We start from the raw sequence: 18,338 nt of genomic DNA on the forward strand, positions 1-18,338 counted from the left end.
CATGAAGCGAATTCTATCAGCCTGCACCCTGCTGTGCCTGCTGCAGCCTGTTGTGGCCCAGCAGATCGTCATTGGGAATGGTGGACAGGTCACTTTGCACGCCGGCAATAGCTTTACGGGAAATGGCCTTACCCTTAGGCCGACAGCTGCGCTGACACTCACCGGCGCCACCCTGGACCGGAGTAGCGCTGTCACTCATCCCTTTGCCAATCCCTATGTGACCAGGGTATTTACTTTCACCACCTCGCCTCCCGTGTTTACGGGTGATATTGCTTTTGAATATGCCGAGTCGGAATTGAATGGGCTCTCCGAGGCGGGACTTTCTCTACTGGTGTACAACGGCAGCTCCTGGCAAAATGCCGGCGTGAGTACACCAGATCCTGTTGTTAATACGGTGATCTCTACGGGCATTACCAACCTGGCCCTGGGAGAACTCATACTGGCTGGCAGTCTGGCCCTACCCCTGACCTGGGGCGCTGTTACGGCCCAGCGGCAACACCAGGAGGTGGTCATCACCTGGCATACGGAGCAGGAGCAGCAGGTGAGTCATTTTGATGTAGAGCGGAGTAACGATGGCCAGTCCTGGACGACGGCGATCGCCCGGGTGCCAGCCACCAACCAGGCGACACCGCAGGTATACCTGCGGGCGGACCATCCCCAGCATACCGGATGGCTGCATTACCGCATCCGCCAAACGGACCTGGACGGGCGATATACGCTGTCGCCTTCCGTGCAGGTGGCACCGGACAATACCGAGGTAGCCCTCCAGGTGCAACCGAATCCGGCCAGTAGCTGGTTCTCCATTGCCGGTACCCTGCCCGAAAAGGTCAGCTCCGTGGCGATGTACAATAGCTCGGGGGCCATCTTGAAAACCTGGAAAGGATTTCAGACGAGATTTGCGTTGCCTGCGGCAGCGCCGGGCAGCTATTACATACGGATCGTACTGATTTCGGGCATTACGGAAACCCGGAAACTTCTGGTGAAGTAGTAGGCGTAAACTTGCAGCAGACCCGATACGGGCAGCGGCAGGCACCACCTTGAGCTAAAATCCAACATGGTAACCGTAATACTTAACCCAGATCAAGCGCAAAAAAGATTTTCAGAAAAAAGCGATATTTCTTTTAGTACCGAAACCGGGTTTTGTTGTTATACTATAAAGGATAAGGTTTAATGGTTAACGAATTTGATTAGTGTATGCCCTGCATGTCTATGCGGGGCTTTTTTAATGAAAGTGCTACAACCCATTTATAAACTCTAAAACGATTGCCGTGGACTTCAAAGACGAAATCAAACTGTTTGGTGACCGGGTCGAAAAACTGAAAGACCAGATCAATACGGAAGAAGCTACCAAGAATGCCTTTATCATGCCCTTCATTAAAACATTGGGGTATGATGTATTCAACCCTTTTGAAGTGGTGCCTGAATTTATTGCCGACATCGGCATCAAGAAAGGCGAGAAGGTGGATTATGCCATCATGAAAGATGGTGAGCCCTGTATACTGGTGGAATGCAAACATTGGGGCGAAAGTCTGGACCCGCATAACTCGCAGCTCTTTCGCTATTTCCATACCACTTCAGCCAAGTTTGGATTGTTGTCCAACGGCATCATCTTCAGGTTCTATACCGACCTGATAGAGCCCAACAAGATGGATGAAAAGCCTTTCTTTGAATTTAACGTTACCGACATCAAGGATAACCAGATAGAAGAGCTCAAGAAATTTCACAAATCGTACTTCGATGTCGGCAATATCCAGAATACGGCCAGCGAACTGAAGTTCATGAATGAGCTAAAGACACTGATCAACGTGGAGTTTCAAACACCCACAGAGGGATTTGTCAGGCATTTCGCCAAACAGATCTACCAGGGCATGCTGACTGCCAAGATCGTGGAGCAGTTTACAGGCCTGACCAAGCGATCCATTCAGCAATACATCAATGACCTGATCACGGAGCGCCTCAAGTCGGCCCTGAAAAAGGAAAACGAGGCAGAACAGGCCACAGCCGGTAGTGAAGCGGGAATAGTAGCAGCGGAAGAAAAAGAATCCAAGATCGAAACGACCGACGAAGAGAAAGAAGGGTTCCTGATCGTAAAAACTATTTTACGGCAGCGTATCAATTCCAGCCGGATCGTGTACCGGGATGCACAATCTTATTTCGCCATTCTGCTCGACGACAACAACCGGAAAACGATCTGCCGGCTATACCTGAACGGTTCTAAAAAGTACATCGGCACTTTCGATGAGCAAAAGAAAGAAACCCGCCACGAGATCAACACGGTCGACGATATTTTCAAGTACGGTGAGCTGCTGCATAAAACAGTAGAGAAATACGACGGGGAGAAGGTGCAGGCGAATTAATATCAGTCAGCGGAAAGCGTCGTTTGCCTGGGAAGGCGGCGCTATTCTCTGATTATTTTATCGTGGTGCTCTTCAGGTCCGGGTAAAAGGGGATTCCCAACAGTCCGGTTGCGCAGGTGGCATGCACTGTGTCGTTTCCTGCTACGTGTGCCCGAGACAAGACATCATGCATTTTCGAGTCGACATCAATGTGATGCCCCTTCAGGTCCGAAAAGAAAAGGTGCTTTCCATTGGTACTCAACGAGTATCTTGCAACAAATGCCCGATTTCCCGATTCCCTCACATACACTTTGTTGACAAATAAAGCTGAAGCCAACAATACCTGGTGAAAGATAAACAATAGGCAAATCGTGCAAAAGGATGCGTAAAGCCACCACGATAGGGCACGGACCAGCGGCTTTCGATATTTTATCGCCAGGGCCAATAGCACGGTTATTATAGTTGCCGCAGCTATGATCATGGCACGTTGAAAACTACCGACACGAAAAAGCCATACGTCATGCGAAAGGTAAAGATCATGTTGCATCGGTGCCAGCCACACCACTACCACAACAAACATTGCCCAGCTGAGCATGCGCCGCCAATTCCGGAGAATAAACAGGGTAAGTTTACGGGCAATGGTTTCTGTCGTAATCATTCAGCAATCATTTGGTCTCAAGACTGGTTTTCAGATCTACCAATCTTTGTCGTACGTCGGAGCGTAATTTTTTTTTGATGAAAGGAGTAACAAGATTGAATGGAAACCGCAGCTCATAGGAATACAAAAAGACGACGTCTGTCATCTCTTCGCCCAATTCCTTAAAATTCCACGACCCTAAAAAGGACTTGAACATATAGGGACCCTTCGTCATTTTGACGGCGGTCACTTTGGGCCGACTGAAAGACACATACTCGGTCTCCATGCCCAACCCATTCTTTGCGACGCAATAGGCTTTCACACCCAGCGCGGCAGCCTGCGCCCCCCCGATCAAATCGGCCCGCTTCAGGAACGTATCCCATACCAGGCGCTGACCATAATCCTGGGTATAGTCAAAAGCGCGCACTGCGCTACAATCTATGCGGATCTTTTCGGAAAACTTGATAGTACTCACGGTATAATGATGAAGTTTACCTACACACGTCGTCAAAATACAAAATACTTCGGCAACTCCAAAAAGGAACACGCTATCCCTGCTAAGCGTTACACGACAATCACCGTTTCTCCTCCCCCACTCATCCGCTGGCTTCGCGCGTCGTCGGGTGTAAAGGTGATCTGAACACGCAATCCATTCTTGCCGTCCATATCAAGCTGTCCATCCAGTTGCCTGGTCAGCACGGCGATCAGTCCCAAACCCATCGAGTGCGGCTCTTCTGCGCCGGTACCCGCCAGCAACCCGATGCCATCATCCACTACCTCCAGTACTATAAGCCCCTCCTGCCTGCGCAGGGACACCTGGATGGTGCCCGACCGGCCATCGGGGAAAGCGTGCCGTATCGCATTGGAGATCGCTTCGTTGAGGATCAGCCCAACGGGCACCGCCTGCGCCGCATCGAGCCTGATGGTATCCACGCTTACCACAAACTGCAACAGCTTGTTGTTGACGGCATCCTCCTGCAGGTACTGTACCATATCCAGCACATAGGGCTCCATATCGATCGCCGATACGTGTTCTGCCTGGTAAAGCCGTTGATGGATCAGCGACATGGCGTACATGCGGTGCTGGCTTTGCAGGATGGCTTCCCTAGCTTTGTCGTTGTCCAGGTATACAGACTGCGTATTTAATAAACTTAGTACGATCTGCAGGTTGTTGCGTACCCGGTGATGGATCTCCCGTAGCAGCCATTCTTTTTCGTCCAGCAACTGCTGCTGATCCTGGTTCGCCTGTTCGAGCCGCTGGTTCTTTTCATCGATCACCGCCTGTTGCTGCAACAACAGTTCATTGCTGCGGCGCTTGGACCGGTACCGGCTGTACAAGCCACCCAACAACGCCAGCAACAACAACGCCCCGGCAACGATCCATTTCATACGCCGGGCGGCGTTTGACAACTGCAGGTCTTTCAACGCCTGCTCTTGTTGCAGCAACAAGATATTCGCGTCTTTTCTTTCGGATTCAAACTCCACTTTCAGGCGGTTCAACTCCCGGTTTTTCTTTTGCGCATTTAACGAATCTTTGATCTCCAGCAACCGTACATGATTACGGATTGCCGCCTGGTACAACCCACGTGCCGAATCTGCTTTATAATGATAATAATATGACGATACCCACCCGACCGGATCTTTGATCTGTAGTGAGTTGGCCCGGCTACTGTCTGCAAATAGGGCAAGCTTGTCGTACTGACCTGCTTCGAGGGAATACCGCGTCGCCAGCGCGAGAAATTGCCGTTGCATTAAATGGTCTTGTGGCAACCGGATATGTATTCGGTTCAGCTGCTGCAAATAGTACTGTGCGCTATCGAGCCTTTTTGCACTGATGTAAATATTGCCAATGGTCTGGTAGAAATTGCCCCGCACGTTGTCATTGTCCGGCAGTTCCGGCTCCAATCGTTTTAAACGACCGATGGCCTCGGCGAGGCGTCCCTGCAAGGAGATGGCTTGCGCTATATTGGTGGCCAGCAATAGCTCTGCCATTTTCTCCTGGAACCGCACGGCCAGCGAATATCCTTTTTCAAAATAATACTGCGCTTCCTGGTGATCGTTGAGCCTGGAGTAACTCAACCCGACTTCATTGTAGATATTGATCCAGTATACGGTGGTATCTTTCTTCGACTCCATCGACCGCAACGCTGCCATCGTATACCGTAGCGCCTGCTGGTACTCGGATATCCGCAGGTAGATCCTGCCCAACAATATGTGTACTCCCTGTAGATCGCCAGTACCGGAAGCCTTGTAACGATCCAATGATGCATGCAATACCCCGAGCGCTTCCTCCGTATCGCCCTGCAACGACAGGCAATCACCCAACAGCTCCAGCGCCTGTGCTTCTTCGTTGATGCGCTCCGTACGCTTAAAATGCTCAACCGCCTGGCGCAGGTATCCAATCTTGGCAGTCAGTTCGTCTGGCTTTTCCCAGGAGAAATAATTGGCTATTTCCCGGTTGGCATACGCCAACTGTACGGGCAATTGATGTTGACGGGCCCAGTTCAATGCCTGCAGGCAGCTTTGTTTTCCGGTATCCAGTTGCCCTTGCTCCCGATAGAGTTTGGACAGCAGGATCAAGCTTACCCCCTTTAACTCGCGGTTGGCCGCTCCTTTGTCAAGGGCTCCGGCTGCTTTGATGAGTAACAAAGCGGAATCCATATCCTGCTTTTCTGCGCCGGGCTTTAAAATGTAAGCATCTGCCAGCACCAGCATCGCTTTGGCCTGGGCGCCTGCGACCCGTACCTGCTTTAATTGTTGTTGTAGTACCGGGATGGGATCGACAGGCTTATCCTGCGCCGCGATACTGCTCGCAGCCATCACCAATACCAGGAAAATAAATGGCTGTCTATACATCGGATGAAGGTTTCAGCTTTTTTATTGTGCCATTTGCAGGTCTCTTTCATGGATCAATTGCCGTGATGCCAGAAACAGACACATCCCCCCCGAGTCGTCAGTGAACGGCAGTCGGTTGTTCGCTAGCCGGTTGCGCCGACGGGCCTTCGGGTGGCACCGTGAGGGGAAATACCACCTCTACCGAGAGCCCGCCGTGCCGGGAGAAACGAAGTTCGCCCTCCAGCTGCCGCGTCAGGATCTGGATGAGGTTCATCCCCATCGAATTACTGTCCAACAGGTCTATGCCGGTTGCCAGGCCTACCCCATTGTCGGTCACCTCCAGCCGCAGCAAGTCCTCACCTGCTTTGTTCAGCCGTACGGTGATGAGGCCGGCACGTGTTCCGGGAAAGGCATATTTGAGGGCGTTGGTGATCGTTTCGTTCAGGATCAATCCGATCGGTACTGCCTGCGCGGTATCGAGGGTCATATCATCCACTTCAAGGACAAAATGGATCTTGCCGGGCTTTTGTAACCCTTCCCGCAGGTACCCCACCAACTCACCGATATAACTACGCATGGCTATGACGGCCAGGTTATCTGTCTGGTACAGTCGCTGATGGATCAGCGACAGGGCGTACATGCGGTGCTGGCTTTGCAGAATGGCATCTTTGGCTTTGGCGCTTTCGAGGAAGGACGATTGTGTATTCAACAGGCTCATCACGATCTGCAGGTTGTTCTTGACCCGGTGATGGATCTCTTTGATGAGCCATTCTTTTTCCTCCAGCAACTTTTGTTGTGCCGCATTCATCAACTCGAGCGATTCATTTTTACTATCGATGGTTTGCTTTTGCTCCAGCAGCAGGCGGTTGCTTTTTTTCTTGATGCTATAGCGGCTATACAGCAGCACCAGTAACAGGAGTAACACCACAATACCGGCTACGATGAGTTTGAAACGCAGACCGGCTTGTTGCAGCTGCACTTCCTTTTCCTGCTTTTCATGTTGCAATACCTGAATATCTGAATCCTTTTTCTCGGTCTGGAACTCGACCTTCAGCCGGTTGATCTGGCGTTGGGTGGCCTCCCCCAGGGTAGCCTCTTTGACAGTAATGTACTGCTGGTAATGACGGATGGCGGAAGACAGATTGCCCAGGGCTGAATCTGCCTGGAATTTATAAAAATGGGAGCGCTCCAATTCGCGTTTGAGGTGTACCCTTTCGGCAAAATTCCGCAGACTGTCGGCCAGGGAGCCTGCTTTGGTAAAATCTTTTATCGCCAGGTTATAGCGTATCGCTACATAGTAATAGAAACTGTTGCGCGGATGATCGGCGGGCAATAGTTGGTGAATATGCTCGATACGACGCAGGTAGGCGCGGGCACTGTCCATCTGTTTCAGATCGAGGTATATACCAAAAGCCGCGTGAAAGAACCCAACGGAAATGGGATCGCCGTCCTGCGGATGAAAAGACCTTTTGACCTGCTGGATCATTTGCAATGCCTGCGGCAGCTGATGCAGCGATTGATAACCGACGGCCATATTACCCCACACCAAACGCAGGGCAGCACTGTCTTTGAACTTTTCCGCTATGCGGGCCGACTTCTTAAAATAAGCTACAGCCTCCGAAAAATCATTGAGGCGATTGTAGATAAGACCAACGGAGTTGTAAATAGCCAGCCAGTGGGTGGATGTATCGGTGACCTGCTCCATCGTCTTGACGGCCAGCAAACCATAGCGGAGACCTTCTTTGTACTCACCCAGACTTGCATATAAGCCACCGAGCAGGTCATACACCCCATGCATTTCCGCCACACCCGCCAGCTTATACAAGTCTACAGACTGGTGTAATACGGTCAGGGCGCTTTCGTCGTCGCCTTTTACCAGCAGGCAATCCCCCAGGTGCTCCAGGGTACGGGCCTTCATCTCCACGCGGTCGGATTTCCCAAAGTAGTCCGCCGCCACTTGCAGGTGTTTTATTTTGGGATCCAGTTCTTCCACCTTCTCCCAGGTATAATAGGTGGCCATTTCTGCGTGCGCATAGGCCATCTGCACCATCAGGTGGTATTGATCGGCCCACACGATCGCTTGCTGTGCCGAGGCCCTGCCTTTTTCTCTCGCGCCCTGTTCACGGTATAGTTTCGACTGTACGATGAGGCTGATGCCCGTCAGTTCGTTACTACCAATGGATTTATTGAGTTCTATTGCCTGGCTGATGAGCCGTCCGGCGGAATCCAGGTCTTTCTTTTCTTCGCCTGGTTTCAGAATATAGGCGTCGGCAATCGTGAGCAGCAGGGACGCCCTGGCTTGCTGGCCACTGGCAGCTCGTAGTTGTTGTAATAATTCGGGGATGGTGGCAGTCGCTTTATCCTGGGCAATACCATTGGATAAAATACAGAATAGAAGTAGGGTAACTGAAAAGTGTTTCAACATAGCTGATGCAGGCAGTGTTACGCCGATCGTTTCGCCGCTGCCTTTGCGCCGCAAAAATAAAGCATTACGCATGGCTACGGCCTTTTGTAGCCTCCCTGCCGGCCATGAACAGGAGTTGGACTTTTATTGGCTGTGGTGATCGAACCGTACACCCACTCAACAGAATCCAGGTTGGCGGAAGTAATTTCATGTGCAGTTAGGTTTGTGGTGGCGCTCAGCAAAGCTAAGGAACAAATCGCTGAAACAGCTGCGTATAAACGCTGAAAATCAACAACCTGCGACTGTTGTACATATCAACTGCCAGTAGCCCCTCACAGCGTTTCCGCGACCCTTTTGGCAAAGAAACATTGTACAAATACACGGCAAGCTGGCTAACACAGGCGTGGCAATTACCGGCCCGGCAGGACGACCAGCTGCCGGACTTGACAAATCCAGCGCTTTTATTATCTTTGCCCTCCCGAATCATTTCGGCTGCTGACATCTCTGTACGGGGCGGATGTTCCTACCAAGGCCCCACGAACTAATCTTTCAAATTTTCCCAAATTAGAGAACATGCAAACTATTGCATTCTATTGCGATGCACAAAGCATTGAGCAAAACGCATTGGAACAACTACAACAGTATGCGCAGCAACCGGATGTCAACAAAATATGTGCTTTCACAGATATCCATTTCTGCGCAGAAAAAGCCTTGCCGGTAGGCGTGGCTTTTCAAACCACCGATCATTGCTACCCACTGATCACCGGGAAGGATATCGGCTGCGGCGTGATGTACCTGAAGGTCAGCAAACAGTATTGGCTCAAACCCTTTAACAAACAGGAGCATTACCGGGCTTTTCTGCTGGCGCATACCAGAATGACCGACGACGGACTGGGCGGCGGTAATCATTTCCTGTCTATCGAGGAAGACGACGACCATATCTACCTCCTGTGCCATACCGGAACCCGCGACAGGGGCATTGCGCTTTACCAGCAATGTATTCAACTGACGCGTGATTTTTCCAGGCAATATGGCCGATCCGTGGATTTCGTTCACCGTGATTTTCTGTCCGAATCCTTTATCAGGTACTACAACGATACGTTGCAATACGGCTACGAAAGGCGGAAGCAATTTTGCCTGAAAACACTGGTGTTCCTGCAGCAGGCAAATTACCTGGCGGCACACAAACCTGCGATCCCGAGGGATTACCCGCAAAGAGACTATCGACAGATCGATGCACAGGGAGTGCTGCACGGTACACCGTATCGGTTGGAGGACTCCATGCACAATCACCTGCGCTGGCAGACAGGTTCCGTGATACACCGCAAAGGCAGTACCGAGTTAGTACCGGGGCAAACGGCCGTGATCCCCTTATCGATGTCCCGCGGCAGTCTTCTTGTAAAAGCGACGGGAGCAGCAGCCGATGCGTTGTACTCTTGCGCCCATGGCGCCGGGCGTAAACTTTCGCGCTTCGACACCATGAAATACTGGAAAACAGTGTTGAAAGAGAAACAACGCAAAGCCTACCGTCAGCAGTTCAGTGAATTGCTGGATAGATCGGGTAATTTTCCGAACGGCTATATCCAGGAGTTCGACTTTGCCTATAAAGAGGCCGGCGACATACTGGATCATATGCCTTATCTGCAGGAAGTAACGCATACGCGGCCAATTGTCACCGTGAAATACAGTGAGATCTAATCGTACCAGGGGAACCTTCAACGGTTCCCCTGTTTTTATGCCTGCCCTACCAATGTGGCCTGCAAAACCATTTCAGGCAATCGAGAATTGGATTCAGCCTTGTACGTCGACATGATGCGCCAGTTGGTAGAGATCATTTCGGTTAGCCTGGGCGACACTGCAATTTTGCCGAAAACACCGCCATGAAGCAATTTTATGCCGCCCTGCTGGCCATACTCCCGTACCCCTGCATCGCGCAAACACAACCGCTACCAGATACCCGAACAAAACAGGCCCTGGTCGACAGTCTCTCCCACGCACTCAACCACTACTACGTCTACCCTGATAAAGCCGACGGGATGAGTCGGCACATCGCACAACAACTGCGCAACAACCGATACGACAGCGCTTCCAGTGCTGCCGAACTGGCTAACCAACTGAATAAAGACCTGCGGACCATCTACAACGACAAGCACCTGGTGATTCGCTTCGACCCCGACCTCCAAAAAAGGATTATCGCTTTCAACACCACGAAACGTTCAGACCCTGCGGACCAACAAAGGGAACAACGCCAGAACTATTTCTTCAGGAAGTTGGAGATCTTACCTTCCAATATAGGCTACCTCGAATTCACCAATTTCGCTGATACCAGCGCAGCCGCCCGTAAAACCATCCGGGCCGCGCTGCAATTTCTGGAGCATACGGACGCCATCATTATTGACCTGCGTAATAATTATGGTGGCAATGGAATCCTGGCCGGTGAGTTCGCGGGTTTCTTCTTCGATAAGAAAATCTTTGGCGGTCGCAGTTACAACCGGCTGACCAATCAATGGACGGATCAATGGCTACAAAACAACCCCGCTGTAACGCAGGGCTTGTATATGAATATGCCTATCTACCTGTTAACCAGCCATCGCACATTTTCAGCTGCGGAAGGACTGGCCTACACGTTACAAACATTACGCAAAGCGACCGTAGTAGGTGACACGACCCGGGGTGGTGCACATCTTACCCGCAGCTTCAGTCTCGGCAATGGGTTTGTTGGTTTTATTCCCTTCACCCGTCACGAAAACGCCGTCACCCATACTGATTGGGAGGGCACAGGGGTGCTACCGGATGTATACGCTTCAGAAAACAACAGTTTGCCCCAAGCACAAAAGCTCATCCTGCAGCGACAACTCACGACTACCACCCATGAAAACGAACAACGAAAGATCCAATGGCAGATCAACTACCTGACTGCGCAGCAACCAGCGTGGACACCCACCGCCAACGAACTGAAGACGCTGGCTGGCGAATTTGAAGAATTTGTCTTCCTGGTTCGCGATGGTCAGTTGGTCTGTGTGAATAAACACCAGTCCAACCAAACCAACAGGCTAGTATCTATTGAACGGAACCTGTTTCAGGTGAACGCTTCCATGCAGGTAGCCTTCTTCGTAAACGATCAGGGACTAGCTGATACCGTTAAGTTATACTGGAATGATGGCTGGGTCGACACGATCAAACGGACTGGCCCCTAAGCCAGTCTCTACAGCAGGGTACCGTTAGCACTTTGTTAATGCCTCCGTTAGGACCGACCAAACGCCGCCTGTACATCATGATAAAGCGGCGTTTGGTCAAAAAACCTATCTTGCCTGCGGAACGCCTAGTAACATTGAGCCATGATCAAAACAACCCTGCTTGCACTCGTAAGTATAGCCAGTACTTTCTTCGCTACCGCCCAGAACGTCAAGGGCGATACCGCCATCGTTCGCAAACAATATTATACCCAACGTCTTACAGGTACTATCACCCTGGACGGGGTGCCCGATGAAGCAGCCTGGAATGCTGTGCCGTGGGGCGGCGAATTCACCCAATGGCAACCCCATGAAGGCAACGCTCCCTCCCAGCCCACCAGCTTCAAGATCCTCTACGACGAAAAATTTCTCTACGTAGCGTATCGCTGCCACGATTCGGCGCCCGACTCTATCGTGCGCCGCATGGACCGCCGTGACCGTTTTCCCGGCGACTGGGTCGAGATCAATATCGACAGCTACCATGACCTGCGTACCTGATTTTCTTTCACCCTATCTGCCTCGGGTGTACGCAGCGAAGAATTCGCCTCCAATGACGGCAACAACTGGGATGCCAACTGGAACCCCATCTGGTTTGCCAAAACCCGCATCGATCAACAAGGGTGGACAGCCGAAGTGAAGATTCCCCTTAGCCAGCTTCGCTATGGCAATGAACCCGATAAGGTATGGGGCCTGCAGGTGAACCGACGCCTGTTTCGCAAAGAAGAACGTTCCTACTGGCAATACATTCCGCAGAACTCCGGCGTATGGGTGAGCCGTTTTGGTGAACTGCGCGGATTAAAAGACATCCCCACTTACCGCCAGGTAGAAATTGCGCCTTATGTTATTGCACAAGTCGATAAATACAAAGAACAACCTGGCAATCCCTTCGCCAAAGGCCTCGATGGCAAAATTACGGCAGGGCTCGATGGCAAACTGGCCGTTACGAATGACCTCATCCTCGACTTTACCATCAACCCCGATTTCGGGCAGGTAGAAGCCGATCCATCACAAGTGCGCATCGATGGGTTCCAGAACTTCTTCGAAGAGCGCCGCCCCTTCTTCATTGAAAGCCGCAACATCTTTGATTACCAACTGACCGGTTCTGAAGCAGGTGGCGATTACGACTCCGACCTGTTGTTTTATTCGCGGCGTGTTGGCAGTTCACCCCATGGCTATCCCAACCTCGGCAATGGCGAGTACATGAAATCGCCTCAAAACACTTCCATATTGGGGGCTGCCAAGTTCAGCGGCAAAACGAAGAAAGGCTGGAGTATCGGCATCCTGGAGAGCGTGACCCAGCGTGAGATGGCTACCATCGACCATAGCGGTGATCGCCGCAAAGAACTGGTAGAACCGCTTACCAATTACTTTGTGGGGCGCCTGCAAAAAGACATCAAATCGGGCAATACCATTATCGGTGGCATCTTCACCGCCGTGAACCGCGAGAAAGGGCTTCATGACTTCCTGCATAAAAGTGCCTATTCGGCCGGCATCGATTTTCTACAATACTGGCGCAACAGGGCGTGGTACCTGCGGGGCAATATCGTATTCAGCCAGGTGCAGGGCAGCAAGGAAGCTATCCTGCATACACAAACCGCCTTCGAGCACCTCTTCCAGCGGCTGGATGCACCCGAAGTATCAGTAGACAGTAACCGCACTTCACTGGCAGGCATGGGTGGTACAATCCGCTTTGGAAAAATAGGCGGCAAGAGGGGAAAACATGGGGAGATCTTGCGTTTTGAAACCGGCGTTACTTTCCGGTCACCGGAGCTGGAGCTGAATGATATCGGCTTTATGCTGACCGCCAATGAGATCAACCATTTTACCTGGGCTGGTGTACAATGGCAAAAACCTATCCTGGTATTCCGCCAGGCCAGGATCAACTACAACCATTGGTCGCGCTGGGATTTTGGCGGCCAGTTCCTGAACCAGGCTTTCAACACCAATACACACGCTACTTTCAACAACAACTACCAGGCAGGTACGGGCCTTACCTGGACAGTATATGACGTCAGCAACACCGCTTTACGTGGTTCGACGTCCATGCGCCAGCCAGGTGCATTGGCTCATAACATTTACCTGAACAGCGATATGCGCAAAAAGGTCTATGCCAATCTCTCCTTCTACAATGTGTGGGGATCTGAAAACAGCATTAAGAACCATGAAATCAATGCTGGTGTTACCTATCAACCCATCAATGCGTTGCAATTCAGCATCAGTGGCGCCTACCAGCATTACTGGCGCCGGCAGGATCAATATGTATCGACCGCGGACTTCAACGGCATGACCCGGACCATTGTGGGCGAAGTAACACAAAATACCCTGCGCTTCACGGGTCGCCTCAGCTATAATATTACGCCCGACCTTACCCTGCAATACTATGGACAACCTTATACCACCCGCCCACTGTATGATCATTTTGGATATGTATCCGACCCGCATGCCAGCCATTACGACAACCGCTTCCACCCCTATCAGCCGGGAGAGATCAGTGAGAACAACGGACTATTTTCGGTTGACGAAAACAAAGACGGTGTCACCGATTACACCTTCCGCAAGCCCGACTTCAATTTTGTGCAATTCCGTTCCAACCTGGTGATACGTTGGGAATACAAACCGGGTTCGGAGCTTTACCTGGTATGGTCGCAGGGCAATACGCCCGACGCCTCGCAGGACCTTGACCGCCCGCTGTTCCGAAGCCTGGTCAACAATGCTTTCAGCAACGAGCAGGCCAGAAATATCTTCCTGGTGAAATGCACGTACCGGTTTGTGCGATAAACGTCAACGTTTAATGGTTTCTGGAACTACACCGTAAGCTGGTGCCGCGTTTCCAAAACGGATCAGTATTCTATCAAGTATCACACCGGGGTCGATGGCGTAGATGGTCAGCCGGTGTTTGCCGGGCAATAAAGAAGGCCATGCTATTTGACGGACCGTCGTATTACTTAACACATTCTGCTTCCATTCTTCGCTGCGGCCCAACGTTCTGGTATCCACCACCTGAACAGCTCCATCATCCAGCCGTACACCATATCTCATACTGACACTGTTGTGCAATGTATGGGTAGGCAGTGTATAGATACGAGCAACAGGCGGTTCCTGGCTGAGCGAGAAAAACGTATACGCTATGGTGGCAGCACCTGTTGCCGGCAGGCTATCGGTCAAAGCGACATAGGCGCGCCGTTCGACGTTCGCTTCTACCGATGCGCCAGAGTGGCCGAGATTCGCCACCCTACGCCAGGAGCTGCCAATGCCAGTCGTTAGCAGACTGCTTCCCGCAGCCTTTATTGACACCAGCTTGTTTTGCTCCACAAACCCCTTGTACGCCGACCAGCCTGCAATGCCTGGCCTCTTGGCGCTGACCAACACACGTTCCTGCCGGTCATTGGCCTGAAAAACGATGTACCCGCTTGATACAGTACCTGCTGGCGCCTTTGCAACATCAATACTCACCCAAAGCCGGATGCTGTTATTGGGATAGCCTTGTGTTAACCGACCACGGGTTGCCGACAACCGTATCCAGTCTGCTGAAGTTTTTGCCGTCCACTCGACCGCCATCGTATCACCCAGAAAAACATCTATGAACCGCTGCTCCTCCAGGCCGGCCGTAAAGACGGGTAAGGCAGGAGCAGCGTTATGGACCGTATTAGTATCCTGCCCTTCCACGGCCACCGCCCAATCCCGTTGCACGGCCGGGTTGCCTGCAGGCAATACCGGGGGAAGAAACACCGGCAAATTCCGAGGCTGCATCGACATAATATGCTTCCACTTACCGCCGGCGAGTTGTTCGTTGTAGAAGGCCGTCTCGCGTTCAATACTATCCTGCATAGCCCTACTCAAGCGCGCATAATCATTGGCCACCAAACGCCCTTGCTGGTGATAGATCCACGCTTTATCGCGGTACAGGAATTTCTTGTTGAGCCAGGATGCCCCCATGACGGGATAGTAAACCAGTTGGTAAAAAGCGGCGCGACTATCAGTTGACAGCTGCCCGCGCAAAGCGCGCACAGTCTGCTCCAGTCGGGAATACCCATCAATACGTCTTTGGGCTTCGTCGCGATAACTAAAATGATTATAACCCGTCAGCCTTGTTTTTGTAGTCGGCTCCGTCTGGCTCCAGCCCATGAACTCGGGCCGCCGTTCGAAGGCCATTTGATAATACTGCCACATGATGGAAGAGAGCGCGGACGCTGTTCCTCTATCCACCTGCTGGGCCAGCCAGCGGTTCAAATGACCGTACAGACTGAGCCCGTCTTTGAAAGCGCTGGCATCGTAAGCCATGTCGAGGAACAGTTGCGTGTTGTACTCCAGCGGTTTGATATCGCCCACATTCAACACCCACAGTTGCCGGGCACCATGGTCGTAGGCTTTCATCATTTCTTCGCGCATCAACCCGGGATGGGCCGTACCGAGCCACAGGTAATCATGCGGCCGCCCCCAGTAAGAAGCATGGTAGTACACACCGGCACCGCCTTTGCGCTTTTGTTCCGTTTCATTACTCAACCGTTGAATGTAGCCATAGTTATCATCGGGCCATACCAGCGTTATGTCATCCGGTAACCGAAGCCCTTTATCGTAAATATCCAATACCTCTTTGTAGGCCGTGAATACCTGTGGGATACGCGCAGTATCCATTTGTCGGTATTTCGCCAGCAACCCCCGTTGGTCCTGAAAGATCTGTTCCAGTAAAGGCACGGCTGCTGCAGGATCTTTGATGCCTTCCATACCACTGTCGTGTACACCACGCATACCCATTGAATAGATCACCGATTGCTGGCCGGTTTGCCGAACCCGTTCTTCCCAATATTGGTATACCCGGTTGCGGTTCGTGATATAATTAAAGGGGCCCATGGAGCTCTCCTCCCATTCGCTCACGTTGTTGCGCATCATAGGTTCGGCGTGAGAAGTACCTACTACGATGGCATAAGCTTCAGCCATCGCAGGATTACCGGGATAGTGATAAAATGCTTTGGTACTGGGGTGCATTGCCGGCCAGATGAGGTTGGCTTTCAGGCGGAGCAACAACTCAAAAACCTTTGCGTAGGTTTTGGGGCCTATATCACCCGTTTCGCGTTCAAACGTTTTGGCAGCCCAGGGTTGCAAACCCCAATCTTCATCGTTGATAAAGATGCCGCGGTATTTAACGGAAGGCGTTGGTGACAAATACGGCGCCTGGTGGATCGACAACGTGGCTTTTCGCCGCACTGGTGCATTGGCCCACCAATACCAGGGAGAAACGCCGATCTGCTCCGACAGCGCAAATACCCCATAAGCCATACCGCGCACATCGCTGCCTGCAATCACCAGGGCCTGGTCTATTTCAGGCATAGGGCGATTCACCACTCGTACGCCATAGCGCTCCCAGCCACCTGATAAAGAAGTCAGCCACTGGCCATGTACGCCCATCACCTGACTGATCAATGGCGCGCCCACGCGACCGATGACTACCACACACCTACCAGCCCCCGCCAACCGGGTGACCACGGGAGGCCGCTTACCAGTGACCCGCTGAATATCATCGGCCAATAAATGAGCCGCTATGGAATCCAGCTTTTCACCGCCCGACTGGTATACAATGGAAGCGGTTCCGGCTTTGCTTACCAGGTGGAAACGATCGGCCTGCCGGGCGAATAGCCCAACTGGCAATAAGATGAGTAAAATCAGGAAAAACGGCCAGTGGCGAACGGGCAGGAAGGCAATCATATAGCAAGGCATTATCCGTAGTGTGTTGTGCAAAAACGCTCCCTAAAATGGTGAATAACTGTAACATACTCATCCTGTACTATGGGGTATGGACGAGCAATGGCAGGGTGTCGATGATAGGTCAAAAGCCGTTGTATAGGGGTGGTTAACGACAAATAGCGGGGCAATTCGGACAAACTGCCTGCCGGACCCCGCCACTGTACTAAATATCAGTAATTTTAGTCTGCCTACGATCCGCACCCCGCACAACGAATCAAAACATATTCATCAACAATTACTCAGCTATGAAAAAGATGATCTTTATGGCCATGGCACTGGCCACACTTGCTTTTATCGTGCCTACCAATCCGCTGACCGACAAAGAAAGAAAAGATGCCATCGACCTCTTGCATTCCACGCAAAAAGAATTGATGGATGAGATCAAAGGATTGAGTGAAGCGCAACTCAAGTACAAGCCTTCCCCTGATCGCTGGAGCGTAGAAGAATGTGTGAAGCACATTGTAGTTACAGAAGGTATGCTGTGGCAAATGACAGAAGCCGCTATCAAGCAGCCTGCCAATCCCGAAAAACGCAGTGAGATCAAAGTGACCGACGAACAAGCCGTTAAGATGGTTGAGGACCGCAGCGAAAAGCGCAAGACCTCCGACCAGCTCAAACCAGAAAACACCAAGTACGCCACACTGGCTGAGGCACTCGACGCGTTCAAGACAGGTCGCACAAAACTGGAGGACTATATCAAGACCACCAACGACGACCTGCGCGGCCACGTGATGACCATGCCTTTCGGCAGCGTAGACAGCTACCAGATGCTGTTGTTCCTGGCGGCTCATACCAACCGGCACACACAACAAATACGTGAAGTAAAAGCCGACGCCGGATTTCCTAAGCAATAATGTACCGGCATGCCTACCGTCAAGTTTACCCAGGCTCTCAAACGTTTTTTCCCCGGCCTGCAGAACATGCAGGCCGGCGGAAAAACGCTCGCTGCCATTCTCGATGAAATGGAAGGGCACTTTCCTGGTATCCGCCGTTATCTACTCGACGAACAAGGCCGGCTGCGCAAACATGTAAACATCTTCATCGATGGTGCGCTCATCAAAGACAAAACACACCTCACAGACCCCTTCAACGACAACAGCGAGATCTACATCCTGCAAGCCCTTTCGGGCGGATAACACTTCAACCAACGT

Annotated in this window: 13 protein-coding genes; 8 read left to right on the top strand and 5 right to left on the bottom strand. The window is 51.7% G+C overall.

Features of this window, described 5'->3' with window-relative positions:
- Position 1 precedes the first annotated feature (1 nt).
- Positions 2-988 carry a T9SS type A sorting domain-containing protein gene (locus P2W70_RS18505; RefSeq protein ID WP_276482994.1) on the top strand — a complete coding sequence of 329 codons (987 nt, stop codon included), beginning with the start codon at positions 2-4 and terminating at the stop codon, positions 986-988.
- Between the two features lie 280 nt (positions 989-1,268).
- Positions 1,269-2,357, top strand: a complete 1,089-nt coding sequence (locus P2W70_RS18510; RefSeq protein ID WP_276482995.1) for a type I restriction endonuclease — start codon at positions 1,269-1,271, stop codon at positions 2,355-2,357.
- 52 nt (positions 2,358-2,409) lie between these two features.
- Here P2W70_RS18510 and P2W70_RS18515 read toward each other — a convergent pair whose 3' ends face one another.
- From P2W70_RS18515 to P2W70_RS18530, 4 genes are all read right to left on the bottom strand, one after another.
- A complete protein-coding gene (locus P2W70_RS18515; RefSeq protein WP_276482996.1) occupies positions 2,410-2,994 on the bottom strand; it encodes a hypothetical protein in 585 nt (194 codons plus the stop codon).
- 7 nt (positions 2,995-3,001) lie between these two features.
- The gene (locus tag P2W70_RS18520; protein WP_276482997.1) at positions 3,002-3,448 is read right to left on the bottom strand and encodes an SRPBCC family protein; all 447 of its coding nucleotides are present in this window, start codon (positions 3,446-3,448) and stop codon (positions 3,002-3,004) included.
- Positions 3,449-3,537: 89 nt separating this feature from the next.
- Positions 3,538-5,829, bottom strand: coding sequence for a histidine kinase dimerization/phosphoacceptor domain -containing protein (locus P2W70_RS18525; protein WP_276482998.1), 2,292 nt, complete (start codon positions 5,827-5,829; stop codon positions 3,538-3,540).
- Between the two features lie 97 nt (positions 5,830-5,926).
- The gene (locus P2W70_RS18530) at positions 5,927-8,305 is read right to left on the bottom strand and encodes a tetratricopeptide repeat-containing sensor histidine kinase (RefSeq protein ID WP_276482999.1); all 2,379 of its coding nucleotides are present in this window, start codon (positions 8,303-8,305) and stop codon (positions 5,927-5,929) included.
- A gap of 480 nt (positions 8,306-8,785) precedes the next feature.
- On the opposite strand from P2W70_RS18530, the gene P2W70_RS18535 reads away from it, so the two are divergent.
- From P2W70_RS18535 to P2W70_RS18550, 4 genes are all read left to right on the top strand, one after another.
- Complete coding sequence (locus P2W70_RS18535) at positions 8,786-9,910, top strand: RtcB family protein (protein ID WP_276483000.1); 1,125 nt, start codon at positions 8,786-8,788, stop codon at positions 9,908-9,910.
- Between the two features lie 182 nt (positions 9,911-10,092).
- Positions 10,093-11,409 carry a S41 family peptidase gene (locus P2W70_RS18540; RefSeq protein WP_276483001.1) on the top strand — a complete coding sequence of 439 codons (1,317 nt, stop codon included), beginning with the start codon at positions 10,093-10,095 and terminating at the stop codon, positions 11,407-11,409.
- Between the two features lie 141 nt (positions 11,410-11,550).
- Positions 11,551-11,943, top strand: coding sequence for a sugar-binding protein (locus P2W70_RS18545; protein ID WP_276483002.1), 393 nt, complete (start codon positions 11,551-11,553; stop codon positions 11,941-11,943).
- 135 nt (positions 11,944-12,078) lie between these two features.
- A complete protein-coding gene (locus tag P2W70_RS18550) occupies positions 12,079-14,223 on the top strand; it encodes a DUF5916 domain-containing protein (protein ID WP_276483003.1) in 2,145 nt (714 codons plus the stop codon).
- Between the two features lie 3 nt (positions 14,224-14,226).
- Here P2W70_RS18550 and P2W70_RS18555 read toward each other — a convergent pair whose 3' ends face one another.
- Complete coding sequence (locus tag P2W70_RS18555) at positions 14,227-17,148, bottom strand: glycosyl hydrolase 115 family protein (RefSeq protein WP_276483004.1); 2,922 nt, start codon at positions 17,146-17,148, stop codon at positions 14,227-14,229.
- Between the two features lie 284 nt (positions 17,149-17,432).
- Between P2W70_RS18555 and P2W70_RS18560 the strand changes: the two genes are divergently transcribed.
- Positions 17,433-18,041, top strand: a complete 609-nt coding sequence (locus P2W70_RS18560; protein WP_276483005.1) for a DinB family protein — start codon at positions 17,433-17,435, stop codon at positions 18,039-18,041.
- 9 nt (positions 18,042-18,050) lie between these two features.
- Positions 18,051-18,323: a MoaD/ThiS family protein gene (locus P2W70_RS18565; protein WP_276483006.1), complete on the top strand. Its 273-nt coding sequence runs from the start codon at positions 18,051-18,053 to the stop codon at positions 18,321-18,323.
- Positions 18,324-18,338: the final 15 nt, after the last annotated feature.

This window comes from Paraflavitalea pollutisoli (genome assembly GCF_029360705.1).
Classification (GTDB): Bacteria; Bacteroidota; Bacteroidia; order Chitinophagales; family Chitinophagaceae; genus Paraflavitalea; species Paraflavitalea pollutisoli.

What these genes read in the sequence shown, in the direction of transcription:
- P2W70_RS18505 (WP_276482994.1), top strand. Translation starts at nt 2, where the DNA reads ATGAAGCGAATTCTATCAGCCTGCACCCTGCTGTGCCTGCTGCAGCCT.
- P2W70_RS18515 (WP_276482996.1), bottom strand. Translation starts at nt 2,994, where the DNA reads ATGATTACGACAGAAACCATTGCCCGTAAACTTACCCTGTTTATTCTC.
- P2W70_RS18525 (WP_276482998.1), bottom strand. Translation starts at nt 5,829, where the DNA reads ATGTATAGACAGCCATTTATTTTCCTGGTATTGGTGATGGCTGCGAGC.
- P2W70_RS18530 (WP_276482999.1), bottom strand. Translation starts at nt 8,305, where the DNA reads ATGCGTAATGCTTTATTTTTGCGGCGCAAAGGCAGCGGCGAAACGATC.
- P2W70_RS18565 (WP_276483006.1), top strand. Translation starts at nt 18,051, where the DNA reads ATGCCTACCGTCAAGTTTACCCAGGCTCTCAAACGTTTTTTCCCCGGC.
- P2W70_RS18555 (WP_276483004.1), bottom strand. Translation starts at nt 17,148, where the DNA reads ATGATTGCCTTCCTGCCCGTTCGCCACTGGCCGTTTTTCCTGATTTTA.
- P2W70_RS18560 (WP_276483005.1), top strand. Translation starts at nt 17,433, where the DNA reads ATGAAAAAGATGATCTTTATGGCCATGGCACTGGCCACACTTGCTTTT.
- P2W70_RS18535 (WP_276483000.1), top strand. Translation starts at nt 8,786, where the DNA reads ATGCAAACTATTGCATTCTATTGCGATGCACAAAGCATTGAGCAAAAC.
- P2W70_RS18545 (WP_276483002.1), top strand. Translation starts at nt 11,551, where the DNA reads ATGATCAAAACAACCCTGCTTGCACTCGTAAGTATAGCCAGTACTTTC.
- P2W70_RS18540 (WP_276483001.1), top strand. Translation starts at nt 10,093, where the DNA reads ATGAAGCAATTTTATGCCGCCCTGCTGGCCATACTCCCGTACCCCTGC.